The organism is Agrobacterium larrymoorei, from assembly GCF_005145045.1.
Taxonomy (GTDB): Bacteria; Pseudomonadota; Alphaproteobacteria; order Rhizobiales; family Rhizobiaceae; genus Agrobacterium; species Agrobacterium larrymoorei.
On record NZ_CP039694.1, the window covers coordinates 363,444 to 379,802 of the forward strand.

General features: G+C 59.3%; 19 protein-coding genes and 2 pseudogenes. 6 read left to right on the forward strand and 15 right to left on the reverse strand.

Translation table 11 applies throughout. From position 1 onward, the window contains the following. The first annotated feature begins 142 nt into the window (after positions 1-142). Positions 143-283, forward strand: a complete 141-nt coding sequence (locus CFBP5473_RS24740; protein WP_084631750.1) for a YjiS-like domain-containing protein — start codon at positions 143-145, stop codon at positions 281-283. Positions 284-633: 350 nt separating this feature from the next. Here CFBP5473_RS24740 and CFBP5473_RS24745 read toward each other — a convergent pair. Continuing rightward, a pseudogene (locus tag CFBP5473_RS24745) lies at positions 634-897 on the reverse strand (hypothetical protein). A gap of 18 nt (positions 898-915) precedes the next feature. Beyond that, positions 916-1,365: pseudogene (locus CFBP5473_RS24750) on the reverse strand (toll/interleukin-1 receptor domain-containing protein); the annotation flags it as partial. A gap of 59 nt (positions 1,366-1,424) precedes the next feature. On the opposite strand from CFBP5473_RS24750, the gene CFBP5473_RS24755 reads away from it, so the two are divergent. The 5 genes from CFBP5473_RS24755 to CFBP5473_RS24775 all read left to right on the forward strand — a co-directional run bounded on the left by CFBP5473_RS24755 (position 1,425) and on the right by CFBP5473_RS24775 (position 4,126). After that, complete coding sequence (locus tag CFBP5473_RS24755; protein ID WP_328703251.1) at positions 1,425-1,589, forward strand: hypothetical protein; 165 nt, start codon at positions 1,425-1,427, stop codon at positions 1,587-1,589. Between the two features lie 15 nt (positions 1,590-1,604). Beyond that, complete coding sequence (locus CFBP5473_RS25220; protein ID WP_037171422.1) at positions 1,605-1,859, forward strand: hypothetical protein; 255 nt, start codon at positions 1,605-1,607, stop codon at positions 1,857-1,859. Further along, positions 1,856-2,122: a hypothetical protein gene (locus tag CFBP5473_RS24765; protein WP_027676441.1), complete on the forward strand. Its 267-nt coding sequence runs from the start codon at positions 1,856-1,858 to the stop codon at positions 2,120-2,122. Before CFBP5473_RS25220 ends, CFBP5473_RS24765 begins: the two co-directional genes overlap by 4 nt. Before the next feature lie 172 nt (positions 2,123-2,294). Further along, positions 2,295-3,014 (forward strand): DUF6088 family protein, encoded by a 720-nt coding sequence (locus CFBP5473_RS24770; protein WP_027676442.1) that lies wholly within the window; start codon positions 2,295-2,297, stop codon positions 3,012-3,014. A 2-nt stretch (positions 3,015-3,016) separates the two neighbouring features. Continuing rightward, complete coding sequence (locus tag CFBP5473_RS24775; RefSeq protein WP_027676443.1) at positions 3,017-4,126, forward strand: nucleotidyl transferase AbiEii/AbiGii toxin family protein; 1,110 nt, start codon at positions 3,017-3,019, stop codon at positions 4,124-4,126. Between the two features lie 217 nt (positions 4,127-4,343). On the opposite strand, the gene CFBP5473_RS24780 is transcribed toward CFBP5473_RS24775, so the two are convergent. The 13 genes from CFBP5473_RS24780 to CFBP5473_RS24840 form a co-directional block, all read right to left on the reverse strand. Continuing rightward, entirely contained in the window at positions 4,344-5,174 is an 831-nt protein-coding gene (locus CFBP5473_RS24780; RefSeq protein ID WP_051441353.1) for an HpcH/HpaI aldolase/citrate lyase family protein, read from the reverse strand. Beyond that, positions 5,171-6,037: an HTD2 family dehydratase gene (locus CFBP5473_RS24785; RefSeq protein ID WP_027676445.1), complete on the reverse strand. Its 867-nt coding sequence runs from the start codon at positions 6,035-6,037 to the stop codon at positions 5,171-5,173. Before CFBP5473_RS24785 ends, CFBP5473_RS24780 begins: the two co-directional genes overlap by 4 nt. Before the next feature lie 17 nt (positions 6,038-6,054). After that, positions 6,055-7,248, reverse strand: a complete 1,194-nt coding sequence (locus tag CFBP5473_RS24790) for a CaiB/BaiF CoA transferase family protein (protein ID WP_027676446.1) — start codon at positions 7,246-7,248, stop codon at positions 6,055-6,057. Continuing rightward, complete coding sequence (locus CFBP5473_RS24795) at positions 7,245-8,429, reverse strand: CoA transferase (protein ID WP_084631752.1); 1,185 nt, start codon at positions 8,427-8,429, stop codon at positions 7,245-7,247. Before CFBP5473_RS24795 ends, CFBP5473_RS24790 begins: the two co-directional genes overlap by 4 nt. Before the next feature lie 11 nt (positions 8,430-8,440). Continuing rightward, positions 8,441-9,658 (reverse strand): FAS1-like dehydratase domain-containing protein, encoded by a 1,218-nt coding sequence (locus CFBP5473_RS24800; protein ID WP_027676447.1) that lies wholly within the window; start codon positions 9,656-9,658, stop codon positions 8,441-8,443. Between the two features lie 199 nt (positions 9,659-9,857). Beyond that, entirely contained in the window at positions 9,858-10,436 is a 579-nt protein-coding gene (locus CFBP5473_RS24805; RefSeq protein WP_027676448.1) for a cysteine hydrolase family protein, read from the reverse strand. An 81-nt stretch (positions 10,437-10,517) separates the two neighbouring features. Beyond that, positions 10,518-11,168 (reverse strand): GntR family transcriptional regulator, encoded by a 651-nt coding sequence (locus CFBP5473_RS24810; RefSeq protein WP_027676449.1) that lies wholly within the window; start codon positions 11,166-11,168, stop codon positions 10,518-10,520. Between the two features lie 54 nt (positions 11,169-11,222). Then, entirely contained in the window at positions 11,223-12,074 is an 852-nt protein-coding gene (locus tag CFBP5473_RS24815) for an N-acyl homoserine lactonase family protein (RefSeq protein ID WP_234881925.1), read from the reverse strand. Then, entirely contained in the window at positions 12,055-12,816 is a 762-nt protein-coding gene (locus tag CFBP5473_RS24820; protein ID WP_051441354.1) for an ABC transporter ATP-binding protein, read from the reverse strand. Before CFBP5473_RS24820 ends, CFBP5473_RS24815 begins: the two co-directional genes overlap by 20 nt. Then, a complete protein-coding gene (locus CFBP5473_RS24825) occupies positions 12,809-13,585 on the reverse strand; it encodes an ABC transporter ATP-binding protein (RefSeq protein ID WP_027676451.1) in 777 nt (258 codons plus the stop codon). The genes CFBP5473_RS24820 and CFBP5473_RS24825 overlap by 8 nt, the downstream gene beginning before the upstream one ends. Further along, positions 13,585-14,571, reverse strand: a complete 987-nt coding sequence (locus tag CFBP5473_RS24830) for a branched-chain amino acid ABC transporter permease (protein WP_027676452.1) — start codon at positions 14,569-14,571, stop codon at positions 13,585-13,587. Before CFBP5473_RS24830 ends, CFBP5473_RS24825 begins: the two co-directional genes overlap by 1 nt. After that, complete coding sequence (locus CFBP5473_RS24835) at positions 14,564-15,463, reverse strand: branched-chain amino acid ABC transporter permease (protein WP_027676453.1); 900 nt, start codon at positions 15,461-15,463, stop codon at positions 14,564-14,566. The genes CFBP5473_RS24830 and CFBP5473_RS24835 overlap by 8 nt, the downstream gene beginning before the upstream one ends. Further along, complete coding sequence (locus tag CFBP5473_RS24840; RefSeq protein WP_027676454.1) at positions 15,460-16,356, reverse strand: NAD(P)-dependent oxidoreductase; 897 nt, start codon at positions 16,354-16,356, stop codon at positions 15,460-15,462. The genes CFBP5473_RS24835 and CFBP5473_RS24840 overlap by 4 nt, the downstream gene beginning before the upstream one ends. Between the last annotated feature and the right edge of the window lie 3 nt (positions 16,357-16,359).

Here is a 16,359-nt window from a genome sequence, read left to right on the forward strand (position 1 = left end):
ATAGCGTTTCCTTATACCGAGGTCGTAGGATCCTCCTATCATCATCTCTGCGCTTGTTGCATGACTACCATGCATGCAAACGCCTAGTTTTTCACCGCGACATCGCACAAATAGAGGTCAATCAATTTAAGAGGAAACCGGAATGCGAATTCAGGACAAGCTGCGCAACTTCATCCGCACCCGACGCGCGATCGCTGAGCTTCACGCACTAGATGATAAGAACCTTGCTGATCTCGGAGTAAGCCGATCCCAGATTCGCGCCGCTGTGGAAGGTCGACTTTAATTTCAACTAGTTGCAGCTGTTCGAGATTAAACGGTGAGAGCAGGCATTTTTATACCAAAGAAAGCAGGCCGTAAGGGTCCATACATCCAGTCGGCTAAGGCAGGTATCCCACTGAAAGCCGAGCTCTTTGGAGTAGTTTGGACAATGAACGCAGACCTGTATGGATGTGGATTTCAGTTTCCTCAAGGGAGCGTTGACCCCCTCTTGTACTCAAGGAGCGGTCAATTTTCGAATGACAAGGTAGTCGCTAAGGGCTTCCGAAGAAATTTTTTAATGCCTTACAATTGAGGGGATATGAACCGAAAACCCGCACTTGGAAATCTACCAGACTGAAAATATTCGAGACTTTGCTACGAGCTATCTCGAAAGCGGATTGGGAACATATCCTCGCCGCGGTGGTGTAGACGGGTATGACGCAGTCTGCACAGCTAGCGTACTTTGAGGGGCTCATCATATCTGTCATGATGAGCGTCTACCACTTGGTTTCCGCAGACTTCACATGATTGTTTCTCCAGATCGCCAGCCTTCACCGCCCTCTGGACGGCAAGGTGAGCATCATACTTGGCTGGATTGGCTCGACGCCAGTTGGCCTGACGGGTATCAGTTTTCAGCACTGACGTGTTCCTATAACGCTAGGTCGCAACGAGCTCGGCGAGTTTGTCTGCTACCATTGCCACCGTATCTTCCCCGGTGCTCAACCCGCTGCGTGAAGCCAAAAGGGGGCTAACGTTGCGGAGGGCTTCATAGGTCGTATTATGGACAATGGGCACGAGCTGTTCGGTTGCCAAGAGCGCTGAAAGTTCCTTATCAGCAACGCCGGCTGCTGGAAGACGACGGAGCAATGCCGGGGTTACCAAAACGATACCGACCCGTGACTTTACCAAGCCTTTGTCGATCTCGCGAAGCAACGACGTGCCAAGAGCAACATCCTTCTCGCTAAACCAGACCGATACGCCACGTGCTTCGAGTAGATCATGCAAGTCCTTGGCATCCCCCTGTCGATCGTCCCTAGCATGACACAGAAAAACATCACGGAGATCAGGTAATAGCGCTCGGTTCTCGGCGGTTTCTCGGATTGGCGTAGCCTTCGAATGCCGCCTCCTGCTTCTTGCCAATGACGGACGAGGAAGTGTTTGGGTTGATGAAGAAGCTTGAGGAAGCAAGCGAGAGCATTCGTCCTGAAGATCGCGATGACAGCGATGTGTTCGCCCGAATCGCCATGGTGGAGACGGCGATCGAGGATCGGTTTCCGGGCCAGCTTATGGCGCCATACAAGGATTGGCAGCAGCGCCGGGTCGGTAGCTGATCAGGAGGATTTTTGATGAGTGAGAAATCTGAAAATCAGCAACGACTGTTTCAGCAGTTGGATGATGCCGTCGCCGAGATCATCGATCGTTTCGCAAACGAGGGACACGGAACAGCGCGTGTCGTAGAGACGCTTCAGGACGTTCTGGCAAAGCGACAGCTCGCCTATGATCGCGACCCTGATCCCGCGGATGAACCGATAGAAGAACCGGCCAACGAGTGGCCCGCAGCCGATAACCCGTCGAACGAAAACGGGGGGCGGAGACCATGAACAATACGGCAGACCATCCCGCCGCCGTCGAGGCAATAGGCAGTTTGACCCGGACGCAAGAAGAAGCGCTTCGAGCGATTGCCTTCTTCCGGCGACAGCGGAAGGTGGGCAGCGGCTGGCTGGTGGGTGACAAGCGGCTGTCGGAGAAGCTTGTCGAGCGGCTGGAAAAGCTGGAACTAGTCGAGGAGAGCTTCATCCGCGGCGAACCGGTGCTGCAGTTGACCATTGTCGGACAAGCACTCAAGGCGCAGTTGCTTCAGTAATCTGTCTGCTCCGGCTTTGCATCCGTTGAAAAGACATCCGCCTCACTACATGAAAGCCTAGACTGGCGATGCTACTGACCAATGTTTCGATATAAAAATTGGTCACTAGCGTCGGAGTTGCCATTGGTGACCAATTTTTGTATATAATTTTTGGACACAATGTAGGGCAACCATGCCGGATCCCACATCTGACACTTTGGAACGCATTCACCATCGGATCGCCGACGCGGCGCCTTCGGGGGTTTGGTCGCGCTCCGACTTCCTGGATATCGCAACACCGAACGCCGTCGAAAAGGCGCTACAGAGGCTGACCAATCGCGGCGACATCCGCCGCCCTCATCGTGGTCTTTACGACAAGCCAGCTGTCAGCCAACTGACAGGCAAGATGGTGTTTCCGCCACGGGCCTCATTCATCGATGCAATCGCGCGACGTGACAAACTTCGTGTTTGCGTCGATGGCATGACGGCTGCCAATGATCTTGGCCTGACGACGGCCGTCCCCGCCAGGTCAACAATCTATGCGGACACATATCCCCGAACCATCGAGATCGAGGCCAATGCCGGCGATGCGGAGGCCACGAAGCCCGTGATCTACATCTTGGACTTCAAGCGTATCTCAGCAAAGACCGCTTTTTGGGCGGGCCGGCCGGCAATGCGAGTGATCCAGGCCCTTCACTGGTTTCGTGACGAGCGATCCAATCTGGAGACCGTTGTCGATGGTATCGTCCGCTACCTGGCACGAAGCCATCATAGGCAGCCGATCGTCGAAGATCTGCGCGAAAACATTCACGCCATCCCAGCCTGGATGTATCAGGCTGTGGAGACCATAACCGCCGATCCGCCACTCCAGGAAGACGGAAACACTTTGCCGGGCCGCGGGGGGGAAAGGTGAACATGCACCAGAGTTTCATTGATATCCTTCGCTCGACCGCTGACGAGCGGCGAGCACTGTTTTCCGCCGCTGCGTCCGATCTGGAGACGCGGGCCGAAAATATCGAGAAGGATCTGTACGTCTGCTGGGTGCTGGACTTTCTGTTCAACCGCCGCAAAGACGATACTATCGGCCTCTACTTTAAGGGCGGCACCAGTCTCAGCAAGGCATATGGCCTGATAAAGCGCTTTTCTGAAGATATCGACATCGGCATCTACAAGGCGGACCTAAAAGTTCCGCTCGAGGCCGATATCGCAGCCCTGCCCTCCGTCAATCAACAGCAGAAAGCTCTGGCCGAACAGGTGGATGAGGCAGCGCGCCATTATTTGTCCGGACCGCTCAAGCGTTTGCTCGATGAGGAAATCACTGCGGTCGAGGAAGAGACCGGACAATCTGGGCATTTTTCGCTCGACTTCGGATACGATCTCTACCGAAAAAAGGAGGCGCTTGACGTACTCGTTCTGGGGTACAAAAGCGTCTTTGACACGAGCGGCGGTTACGTCGAGGCCGCAGTGCGCATCGAAGGCGGGGCACGCCCGGATCCGGTTCCGGCCGAGACGCGAGAGATCATTCCATACGTTGCCTCGGAAATGCCAAAGGGCACTGACCTGACGGTCCGGAATGTAACGACCGTCAAGCCCGAGCGCACCTTTTGGGAAAAAGTTCTGATCCTTCACGCTATGACGGAGATGACCGAAAAACGAAGCATGCCGGATAGTCCTGAGCTGAAAGTTCCAGACCTCAATCGATACTCACGCCACTATTACGATGTTCATCAAATCTGGACGAATCCAGACTACGGCAAGACCACTGCATCGATGCTTGACCTTGCCGAAGCTTGCCGCCGGCATAAGGAGCTAATGTTTCGCGCGCCGGACCATCGATATGATCGAGCCGTCCCAGGAAGTTTTCGGCTGGTGCCCACGCCCGAGATGCGCAAAAAACTCGCATCCGACTACGAGAGAATGTCCGCCATGATATTTGGAACGCCTCCGGAATTTGGATCTGTCATGGCCAGCATTGAGGAGTTGGAGGCCTTTCTCAACTCAATCGCGGACAAGCCCTCGATTTGAAGGCAAATGCGAGAGCTAGCCGATCGTGAAGTGCCCTGAGCGGAATCGAACCATCGACCAGGGCCATGAAACCGCCGAGCAATTCTGACTTTTTTATTTGATGCGAGCATACTGTCCTTGCGGCAAGACTTCCACTATGGCGCTATCCAAAACCAGCGGGCAGAAAATTCAAGTGTCGGTGAGACGGTCAAAAGAAAATGCTCTTTGAGTACAGTCGTCAGCGAAGAAGCTGCTGAAGAATCTGCGTCGCCCTCTCAACTACGGGCCTATCAACCATCTTTCCTTCAAACTGAACTACGTTATCTCCGGCCGCCTCCACAGCGGACAGAATTGCTTTCGCCCAAGTGATTTCCTTCTCATCAGGCCCAAAGAGCTGGTTTACCAGAGCCACCTGCTTCGGATGAACGCACAGTTTGCCTCCAAAGCCGTAGGCTCGAGCATTTCTGATATCGTTGACAAGCTGGTCTTCATCGTCGAGCGCTGCGGTTACGCCGTCGATGGGCGGCGGCTGTCCCGCGGCGCGCGAGACCATTGCTATCTGAAATCTCGCATGGTCCAGCGCGGGGCTCGTCACATGGATGCGCGCGTCTGTACTGAAGTCGATGTTCCCGAAGGCTATCCTCGACACCCCCCTCGTACTGGCCAGTTCACTCGCCTGCATCAAACCAGACACGGTTTCGATGAGTGCGATCACGGGACGGTCGACGAGATATTTCAGAACCCGCTCGACAGATGCCGGATCCGCCTTGGGAAGCATGACTTCCGCTTCGGGAAACCTGGCGGCCATCGCGAGATCGGCCTCAAACCAGTAGCTATCGATCCCGTTTATACGCAGAACAGCGGGATTGCCAATCCGAAACCAGCGATCGGCAGCACTGCGTGCGGCGTCCTTTTCGCCTGCGGCAACGGCATCCTCGAGGTCGACAATGACGCGGTCTGCACCTGACGCAAGCGCCTTCTCGAACCTGTCCGGCCGATTGCCAGGGACGAACAAGTAGCTCAGGGCATCTCGCGCATGCACGTTATGGGGCGCGTTGTCGCTATTCATTGGAATTCCGCCTCCGCCGTCATTGCGAGATTACCTTCCGGCCCCTTGACCCACAGCCTCATCAGGCCGACGGCATCTCCATCAGAACCTTCTATATGAAACGCACGATCCACGAACAGAGGCGAGACCGCTCGGAAGTCGAACCGGACCAGACGCTGATCCGGCCTGGCGCGTTGGGCGAGCCCCTGGAGCAGGCTGGAGATCAGCGGGCCGTGGACCACGAGATCGGGATATCCTTCCTCGTTGCGGGCGTAGGGCGTGTCGTAGTGGATCCGGTGACCATTTGAGGTGAGAGCCGAGTACCTGAACAAAAGGACAGGATCGGGCGTGAAAGCTTCCGACCAGTCCGCATCGATTGGAGCCGGCTGCATGGGCGGCGCTGCCGCGCCTGGCTGGGGCGGCTCGCGGTAGACGATGTTTTGCTCTTCCTCGATGCATGTGAAGCCGCCTGAGGTCACTCGATGGCGAACGGTCACAAAGACCAGTCGTCCCGCCTTGCCTGACTTTGGTGTCACACTCAGGATCTCACTGCTGCGCTCTGCTTTGGCACCGATCGACAAGGGCGCGTGGTATCTGAGCCGGCCGCCTGCCCACATACGCCGTGGAAGCCCGACGTCCGGAAGAAAGCCACCTTTCCTCGGGTGGCCGTCTGCTCCGACTTCGCTGCGGCGGACAAACGGATTGAAGAAGATCCAGTGCCAAGCGGCAGGGAGCCCCTCGCCTTCAGCGGGGATATCCTGAAGGTCGAACGTATTCGCGAGGGCTGCAACGCGGTCGGGGTCGATGAAAGCGAAACGCTGCTCCGTCCGACCCACATGGCCCGAATAGTCCTCCGCAATCGCGTCTGCCGGATCTGCTGACATTCTGGTCTCCCTCACATTCAAAAGATGACTTCCCGATCGACGAGCTCGTCGATTTCACGCCGCGACATCCGGAGAAGCTCTCCGTAGACGAAGTCCTCGTGCTCTCCGAGTTTCGGCGTTCCCCTGTCGATGGCAGGCGGATCGCTCACCGAGAACCGAGCAGGAAAGCCCACTGCAGCGCGCCTGTGTCCCTCATCCTCGTCCACATCGACGATCGCGCCGCGCCGACGCAGATGCTCGTCGTTCACGAGATCATGCGTGTTGAAGGACACGTGTGCCGGAACTCCGACGCCCTGCAGGGCGTCGGCCGCCGCCTCGGCATTCTGTCGTGCGCTCCATTCGGAAACGGCAACATCAAGGTCGCGACGGTTGGCGTGGCGAGCCTTCATGTCGACGAACCGGTGGTCGGACACGAGGTGCGAAAGTCCGGCAAACTGCGCGAACGATCTCCATTGCTGCTCGGTGCCGACGGCTAGGCTGAGCCATCGATCCGGCGTGTCAGTGCCGAAGAGTCCGTGCGGCGCCATCCTGTAGTCGTCGTTGCCCAGACGCTCCACCTGTCCACCTGCCGATACGGCCATCAGTGACTCTCCTATGAGCGAAGACGCCACTTCACGCGCAGCAACGTCGACGTGGGACCCCTGCCCCGTCCGTCGCTTCCGATGAAGAGCCGCAACCGTCGCCAGCGCGGCGTTCAACCCTACAGAGTGATCCATGACATGCCGCATTTCCATCGGCGGCCCGTCGCTGTACCCGGACAGGGATCCGAGACCGCCCCATGCACCGAACAACGGTGCATATCCTGCGAAGTGGGAATCCGGCCCGGTCTGTCCGGACGATGACACGGACACCATGACGATGTCGTGCTTCACGTCCTTCAAGCTCTCATATCCGAGCCCGAGCCGGGTCATCACGCCTGCCCGGAAGCTTTCGGCGGCCACGTCGGACACGGCGACCAGCCGTTTCGCCAGGGCCACCCCTTCCGGGTGCTTCATGTTCAGACGGATGGAGAGCTTGTTGGACGCCACCTGATCGAAGCTTGCGGGTCCGCTGCGCCCGTAGACCGCATGCGGCTTTCGGAAAATATCAGGACGGAGCGCACTTTCGATCTTGATGCATTCCGCTCCCAGTTGCGACAGCATGTGGGTGCAGAAGGGCCCGGCTGCATGCACCGTGAAATCGGCTATCCGCACGCCTTCCAGAGGTTTCATGCTCGTTCCTTCCACGGATTCATGTTCCGCTCCACGATGCGGCTTGTTTCATCGATCGCTTGGTGAACCTCACGTGACGATGGCCAGGGCCGTGTCGGAAGTGGATCCTTGTCGAACCGGAAGGGAGCGGACTGCACGCTGCACGTGCCTCCGTCCGGAAGCGGTACCGCTGCAAACAAACCTCGTGCGCTCTCATGATGACCGGACAGGATCTGTTCGGGAGTGTTGTAGCGCGCCATGGGCACTCCAAGACGCTGTGCCTTCACGACGACCTCCTCCACCGGATGCCGTGACGCCCATCTGCGGATTTCTCCGTTGATGAACTCGCCTCTCTGGCTGCGGACGGCGGCATCTTCGAGGGCAGCGTCCAGCGCCCATTCGGGATAGCCCATGAGTTCCACGAGGCCGTGCCACTGGCGCTGCTCCAGCGTGAGAAGTTCGACGTACCCGTCACGGCACTCGATTACGCCGCCATACCGGAAAGATCGGGCCAGCCTGTGTTCGAGCGACCCGTCTCCGTAACGCTGGACGGTGAAAGCGCCGACGGCGAGATTAGCATCCTGGACGGCCACATCGACATACTGTCCGGTCCCGCTCCAAAGGGCGGCAAGCGCGCTCAATGCTCCGGCCACACCACCCTGCATCTCGCCGAAATGTCCGGCAATCTTGAGTGGCGGCCGATCGGGAAAGAGCGTGGCCGACAGGCCGTTCGGCAGTAGAAAACCCTCGCCGGCCGAATGGATCAGGTTGAGTTCGGATCCGATCCACCCGCATTTCGGACCGTACGAACCGAAGGGAAGTACCGAGAGGTGGACGAGCTTGGGCCATGTTCCGCAAATCTCTTCGGGATCTAATCCGAGCCGCTTCTTGTCGCCCGCCGCCGCATCCTCGACCAGGATGTCCGCTGTCTCGAGCAGGCTCTTGAATTCCGACGCCCCTTGAGCCGTTTCGAGCTCAAGCGAAACGGAACGCTTCCCTGCTGAAAGGTAGGCGAACAGAGCGCTTTCGTCACTTTCCGGCCCCAAAAACGGAGGCTCTCTCCTGACCGGCGAGCCTCCCAACGGTTCGATCAGGATGACTTCGGCGCCCATCGCCGCCAGAAGTCGCCCCGCATAGGCCGCGGCAACACCTGTCGTGCATTCGACGCATCGGATTCCAGAAAGAGGAAGCGACGTATCCATGACTGCGTCCCTTACCGGACGACCGGAAGCTCGAGATCGAGTTTCGCGCCGTCGAAATGCACCGGGATGTTGGGATCGCGGCTGGGCAGGATGACCGTGGCAAGACCCGGCGTGGTGATTTCGCCACGCTGGTTCTCACCCCAGATTTCAAGGTCGACGAGCGCGTGGCCATCCTTGACGTACTTGCGGGAGACCTTGCCCTTGCACCAGGTGGAATCACCCATGGTGTTGAAGCGGCGCATTTCGGTGCGGACACGCTTGAGGAAGGCTGCGTCACCCATCCAGTTGGTGACGAGCGAGGCCATCCAGGAGGAGCGCTGCGGGCCGTAATCGTATACGCCCGGCACGCCGACTTCCTTTGCCGTCGATTCACGATGGTGGCCGATCCCGGTGTATTCGATGCCGCCGCCCGCTTCCGGATTTCGGAAGAAGTGGCCCGGATGCTTCATCGCCGCTTTGAAGACGACGCCGTGGGTATGGCCGCGGCCGCAGCCGACGAGGAACCCCATCGTGTCCATGAGCGACAGCGGGCCGCGGACGATCGGATCGAGTTCCTCGCCCTCGGTCACATCTTCCCAGTACCGGACATTGGCGCCGCGCATGCGGGCCTCTTCCCTAAGGATAGCCTCGTCGATCTTCTCGAATTCCTCCTGCGTGTATTCGTGGGTGACGATGTCCTTGTACTTGCCCGCGTCACGGGCGGCCTTGCGTTCGTGCCGCGTGCATGTGCCGAGGGCGCGGGCGACGATCTCGCCACGCTGGTTGCTGTACGTCGCTTCGACATATTGCAGCACGAGACGGCCGGAGAACTTGCTCTCCTTCTCCTCGACGCCGACGACGCGCTCGATGGCGCCGATACGGTCGCCCGGACGGATGTGGCGAAACAGTTCCCAGTCGTTTCCGGCATAGAACCCGTGAACCCCCGGAAGGCCCCAACGAGTCCGGCCGACCCAACCGAATGCCATCGGGAACATCGGGTGAGCTACTTGCCCGCCATACCGGGAATTGCGACCGTATTCCTGTTCCCTGTAGAGCGGGTTCAGGTCGCCGATGCCGTTGCACCAGTTCCTGAGCGTGTCGGTGGTGGCGTCCTGCAGGTACGGACCTTCCGGGCGCAGTTGAAGTCCGATCATGCCGCGGGCGGCAGCCACCGCCTCGTCCGTGATGAGACCCTCAGCGGGCGCTCCCCCTACGTCCTGTTTAGACTTGTCGATTACCTCAACGTTCATGTCTTCCTCCAGAAAATTTTGGCGACGCTTGCATCCGATCGAGCAACCGTTGACCAAGATAATGCATTTTATATTATCTTGGTCAATAAGATTTCCGCAATGAAGCTTCAATAACCTATTGATTTCAAACAACCTTCACAAGACACGACTCCGCCTTCCTGGCGACGCCGGGCACACGGAGACATGGAGATAGAGCGCGCTAGATCGTGATCTCTGCGGCGCTTGAAATGGCTGCGAAGCGTCGGACGCCCGCAATGGCGTAGTCATGCTCCTCGTCTGTGGCGCCTGCGCAGCAGTCCTCGATCACGACGCACTCGAAATCCCGATCGTGCCCTTCCCTTGCGGCAGCCTGCACGACACCGTTTGTCGACACACCCGCCAGCAACAGACGTTTGATGCCCATCGCGCTGAGAACCGGCATCAGCTTCGTCCCATAGAAAGGGCTGACCCGGTGCTTGATGATGTCTATGTCTCCGACCTGCGGTGCGAACCCGTCAAAGACTTCCGTTCCCCACTCCCCGAGCTTGAAGAACCCATTGTTCCGCGCCTTGGAGAAGACGGGTGAATTGGGCGGGCATTCACGATAATCCGGAGAGAAGCCCACCCTAACATAGCCAATCGGCACTGCGGCTGCCCGCGCGCGGTCGATGATCAGCTTCGTGTTTTCGTAGACGTTCCTCTCGCGGCATTTGATGCAGTAGGTCTTAGCACCCATCCCATCGGGATGGACGAGGTCATTGATCATGTCCATGACGAGAAGGATCGTGTCAACGGCCATAGCGGTTCTCCTGGAATGACTTAACTGTGGTGGCGTTGGTCAGTACCGGGAGGACGGAGGCGTTGTCTCTTGTCGAAAGCCTTACGAGGCGTAGCCGACCTTGAACTCGTCCCACCCGGAACGAATATGCATTCGAAGCGCGGAGAGCATGGCTGCCTCGTCCCGAACGATAATGGCGCTCAGCATCTCGCGATGCTCGGCCGACGCTCTTTCGATGCGGTTCTCCAGCTTGTTGATCAGATCGAAGGGGTAGCGCGCCCACAGGATCCGCACGAACTGAAGCGTCTGAGGCAGTTCCGAGGCCATGTAGATGGTCTCGTGGAACCGGTAGTTGATGAGACGCACGGCCTCGCGGTTTCCTTCGGCTGCCGCCTTTTCGATCTGCTGCTGCAGGTCCCGCAGATCCTCGACGGTTTGCGAGGTCAAACGCTTCAAAGCTGCGAGAGCAAGTTTCGATTCCAGCGTGACACGCAAATCGACGATCTCCTCGGTGGCATCCATGTCGAACGGTGCAACGACCGCGCCCCGATGCGAATCCCCGAGAACGAATCCTTCCGCCTCGAGAAGCTTGATCGCCTCCCGCACGGGAGTGATGCTCGTCCCGATCATCTGTGCAAGCTCGGCCTGCTTTAGCTTGGATCCACGTGCAAAGCGTCCGGAAATGATGCCTTCCCGCAGGAAGTCTGCGACGAACTCTTCTTTCGTACGGTGTTTCACGCGAATGCCTTTCATGACCGAATGCCACACCCGGCTTACCCCGGAGATGGTGCACAATGCAATATCCTATCATGGAAGCGACCTCTCATCCGCAGGCGGCAGATCGACGCGGAACACCGATCCGGCAAGCAGGCCAACCGATGCCGGATAGATCCGTGCGACACGGGGGTCGTGGGCCGGGACGACGTGGTCGTCGCTGTCAGCGAGTTCGCGGATTCGTTCGTGCCCGGAAATCATGTCGGACAGGTTGAAGGCGACGGAGAACGGAATGCCGCGCTCGTATTCCTCGTAGTAGTGGAGTGCGTCGGAAGCCAGAACAACCCAGCCCCGCGCAGTCCGGACGCGCACGATCTCCTGCCCGGCGCAGTGGCCACCCACCCAGTGGACGGACACGCCGTCGGCGATCTCCTGATCGCGACCATGAAGGTTCAGTCGATCGGAATGGAGCAGATGGACGAGGCGCGAAATCTCGTCGGGCTCGTATGCCCGGCGGAACCAGGGCCGCTGCATCCATGGGCCCGTGACGTAGTTCATCTCTTCAGCCTGCATGTGGAAATGCGCCTTATCGAGCGCATCCAGATGACCGAGGTGGTCGTAGTGGGCATGTGTCAGGATCGCAGTGGCGACCGTTGACGGATCGATGCCGAGCGATCGCCAGATTTCGACGGGACTGTGTTCGATGTGATGGCCGTGCCGCGCGGCCTTTTCAGCGTCCATCCCTGTGTCCACCACGATCACCCTGTCGGAGGATCGCAGGACCCAGCAGTAGAAATCCATCGGCATGATCTCGGCGGGCCGCTTCTCGAGGATGAAATTCTCTCCTCGCGTGCGGCGCTGGTTGGTGCCGTAGCGGATCGCGTGGATTTCCCAGAGCACCTCAGCTTTAGCCATGGCCGTCACGTCAGGCATGTGCTTTGTCATCACCAACCTCCCCAACCGATGTTGCACCGAGATATGCGTCGATCGCCTGCTGCCGTGCGGCTTCATCCTGCAGTTCTTCGGTGCGGCGATATCCGACGATGCGGCCGCCTCGCAGGAAATGCAGCTCGTCGCAGAGGCGCATCGTCATCCTGAGGTTCTGCTCGACGAGAACGATCGCCAGATCCCCACCACCCCGTATCGCACCCAGCCTTTCGAACACGCGTCGGACGAGAAGCGGAGCGAGGCCCAGCGACGGCTCATCAAGGAGCAGGAGCCGTGGCGCCGACATCAGGCCGCGCCCGATCGCCAGCATCTGCTGCTCGCCGCCACTCAGACGCCATGCGCCGCCGTTCAGCTTGTTGGCGATCTCGGGGAATAGCTCCAGAATCGCGTCCATCCGCGTGCGACGTTCTCCGGATGAAGCTTGATAGCCGCCGAGCACGAGATTTTCGCGGACGCTGAGGTCACCGACTATTTCCCGCCGCTCCGGGACATAGACGATGCCTCGCCTGACCCGTTCACGCGTCGGCAGCGTGCCGACTTCCTCGCCTTCGAAAAGGATCTGGCCTTTTGACGGGATCAACCCGGCCACCGCCTGCATGATGGAGGACTTCCCGGCACCGTTGGCGCCCAAGAGCGCCGTGACCTTTGCCGACGCCACGTCGAAGTTCACATTCTCTACGGCCTGCGCTCCCGAGCCATAGAAGACCGAAAGATTTCTGACGGAGAGAAGGTTAGTCATCGTCACTCCCTAGGTAGACGGAAACCACTCGTTCATTGCTACGCACCGCATCAGGCGGTCCGCAGGCGATCACCTCACCAAAGTTAATCACGTAGATCCGATCGCAGAGCGACATGACGAGATCCATGTCATGCTCAACCACGACCATGACGAGTTCCGGAGAGGCGAGGGTCCGCAATGTGCGCGTCAGGTCTCGCGTCTCCGCGTTGTTGAGCCCCGCTGCAGGCTCGTCGAGAAGCAGAACAGAGGGTTTGCCAACGACGGCGCGGCCGATCTCGACCAGTCGCTGCATCCCTGGCGGCAAATGCTGCGGGAAGAGGTCAGCCGCGTCGGCCAGCCCCAGACTGGAAAGAGCACCCACCGCCGCCTGTCTCATCTCGGCGGTTTCCTTGCGGCCCCTCCCCAATGGCAGGAAGGCACTGGCCCAGCCTGCGTGATAGTTGCGGGCGAGCCCCATCATGACGTTCTCGATGACGGTGAGGTCCGGACATAGCGCGACCGTCTGGAAGCTGCGCACGACGCCGCGCGATGCTCGTGCAGCCGGGGACAGCCCGTCGAGCGGATTGCCGTCGTACATGATCGAGCCTCCCTGCGGCTGGTAGGCTCCCGTGAGGCAGTTGAACAGGCTGGTCTTGCCCGCCCCATTCGGGCCGATCAGACCAGTGATCTCGCCTGATCGGAACTCGACATCGAGCCCGCGCAGAACCTTGATCCCGCCGAACGAGAGCGCGATCCTCTCGCCCTTGAGTGATCTCGTTGGTGTGTCCATCACTTGGCTCCCCGCCGTCTTGCGACCAGTTCTGCGATCCGGGGTGAGAAATGCCCCAACAGCACCACCGCGATCAGAGCGACGCCGTAGAACACCGGAATCCAGGCACCCGAACCGGACAGGAATTGAGGGATGAGCGTGAGGAAGGCGCCGCCGATCAACGCTCGCGTGAGTGTCAGTCCATAGAAGCTGACAACCGATCCGACGAGGAGGAAGATCGACGACCAGAACGTATATCCTGTGGGCGAGACCGCCGAGCTTCCAAAGGCGAGCATTGCGCCGGAGATCGCGGCGATCCCGCCGCTGATGCCCATGACACTCACACGTGCCCAGGCTCGACGAGTTCCGAAAGCCTCCGCAGCAGCCGAATGCGTCCGTGCCAGCAGCAGCGCCCGCCCCTGCCTCGACTGCCGCAACTGGACGAGCGCGTAGACGACTGCAGCCAGTACGATCAGGGTCACGTAGTATCGCTGCGGCTCGATCGGCAACCCGGGAATGAGTGGTTTTGAGACGTAGAGCCCTTCGAACCCGCCCGTCCAGCGGTCGGCACTGATGATGATCTCCGGCAAGGCGAGCGCCAGTGCCATGGTCGAGACCGCGAGGTAGATGCCCGAAAGACGGCGGGACGGCCAGGCGAAGAGGATGCCGAACAGCGTACCCGCGAACACGGCGACCGGAAGCGACACGACGAGCGGCAGGCCGAGATGCGTTTCGAGGATCGCCACCGAGTAAGCGCCGATGGCTGCAAAGAAGCTGTGACCGATGGATACTTCTCCCCCGTAGCGGACGAGTACGCTGACAGCCAGGACGCCGATGCTGTTGGCGAAACATAAGCCGAGTGCGTAGTTCCAGGATCCGGAGATGAGGAAGGGCAGGATGAGCAGAACGGTCAGCACGACCGCGTCGACGCGGCCCTGGCTCATCATCGACCTGAACGTGGTCGCGTCGGAGCGTTGCTCCCGGAGAGATATGGCGCTCTCAGACACGGGTGCCTCCTGCCCTGGCGAAGAGGCCGTTCGGGAAAATATTCAAGGCGAAGAGCATGACAACGAGCAGGAACGTGTTCGTGAACTCCGGCGAGACATAGAAGGTGAACAGGTTCATGAGGATGCCGATGAGGATACCTCCCACCAGCGCTCCCGGTAGACTGCCGAAACCTCCCAGAACCGCAGCAGCGAAGGCCTGCAGCATGAATGTTGCAACCGTCGTCGAGCTGAGGAACGTCGTCGGGACGATCAGCAGCGCGCCGATCACGCCCAGCACGGCCGATACGATCCATGCAAACAGATGGATCGAGCGCAGGTTCAGACCGCAGATCTCAGCGGCAACGGGATTGGCCGAGATCGCCCGGAACGCCACACCCAGCTTGGTGTAGTCGATCACCAGAAAGAGCGCGACGATCGTTGCGACGGCAACCGCCAGAACCGTGAGATCGTAACCCGTGATGCGCAGGCCGAGGATCGAGGCGCTGAATCGAGGAAGCGGCAGGTCGAGAGGCACGATGTCGGCCCCGAAGACGAGCAGCGTGATGCCCTGGGCGATGAGGCCGATCCCGAGCGTTGTGATCGTTGCCGTGAGGTCAGATGCACCCATGATGGGAGCGATGATCGCATAACTCAGGAAAGCGATCGCCACGACGATCAGGACGGCAAGCAGCACCGCGCTGCCCCAGGAGAGGCTAAGAAGCGTTCCGCTCGAGAAACCGTAGATGAGGAAGGCGGCCAGCCCCGCGATGTTGCCGTGCGAGAAATTGACGACGCGCGAGCTCTTGAAGATCATGACGAGACCAAGGGCACCAAGCGCGTAGAGGCAGCCCGTGACCACGCCCGACCACATGAGGGGGAAGAGATCGAGGGTGAAGTCATAAAGCCAGCTCATTTGCTGCCCTCCGACATGCTGCCATCTTCGACGAGGCGGATCACACCCGGAAAGTATCGCCCGCCCAGCCCCTTCTCCACCGCCATCTCATAGTAGCGGCGCACGGTCTCGGCGGCCTTGATCGGAACTCCGGTCTCGGCTGCAAGCTGGAAGACGTAGTCTATATCCTTGAGAACGTATTCCGGAGGGAACGAGCGTTCGGGAAAGTCTCTCGGCAGCATGGACTTTCGACCGTGGTTTCGCAGGACGAAGCTGTCGCCCGACCCCTTTGAAACGGCATCGAGTAGAGTTTCGGCCTTCACCCCTGCCCGCTCGCCGAGAACGATCATTTCGGCAAGCGTCACGACGTGTTCGAACACGAGCATGTTGTTCACCAGCTTGAGCACCTGGCCTGCACCGACGTCTCCACCGTGAGTGATGTCGGTCGCCATGTAGTCCAGGATGGGATTGATGCGCTCGAAGACCTGAGGGGCCGCCCCCACCATGATGCTGAGCTCGCCGCGCTTGGCCGCTTCGCGGGTGCGCGCAACCGGGGCGTCGGCGAAGTAAATGTCCTGGGTTGCGAGGAACTCTGCGACCTCCCTCGCAAGAGCAACAGGCGTAGTTGATAGATCCACAATCGTCGTGCCTGGCTTTGCGTGCCGGGCAACCTCCGCGGCGACTGCCTTGACCTGAGGCCCACCTGGAAGCGAAAGCAAAACAAAGTCGGAGTGTACGGACAGAGCCGACACTGACGCAGCGCGTTCGCCCTTCGTGTCATTGAGGATTGAAAATGCCTGGTCGTTCATGTCGAAGCCGATGACTCGACCCGCATGCTTGAGGACTACGTTGCGGCACATGGGGCCTCCCATAACGCCGAGCCCGATGAAACCTATGGTAGGTGAGTCTGTCATTGA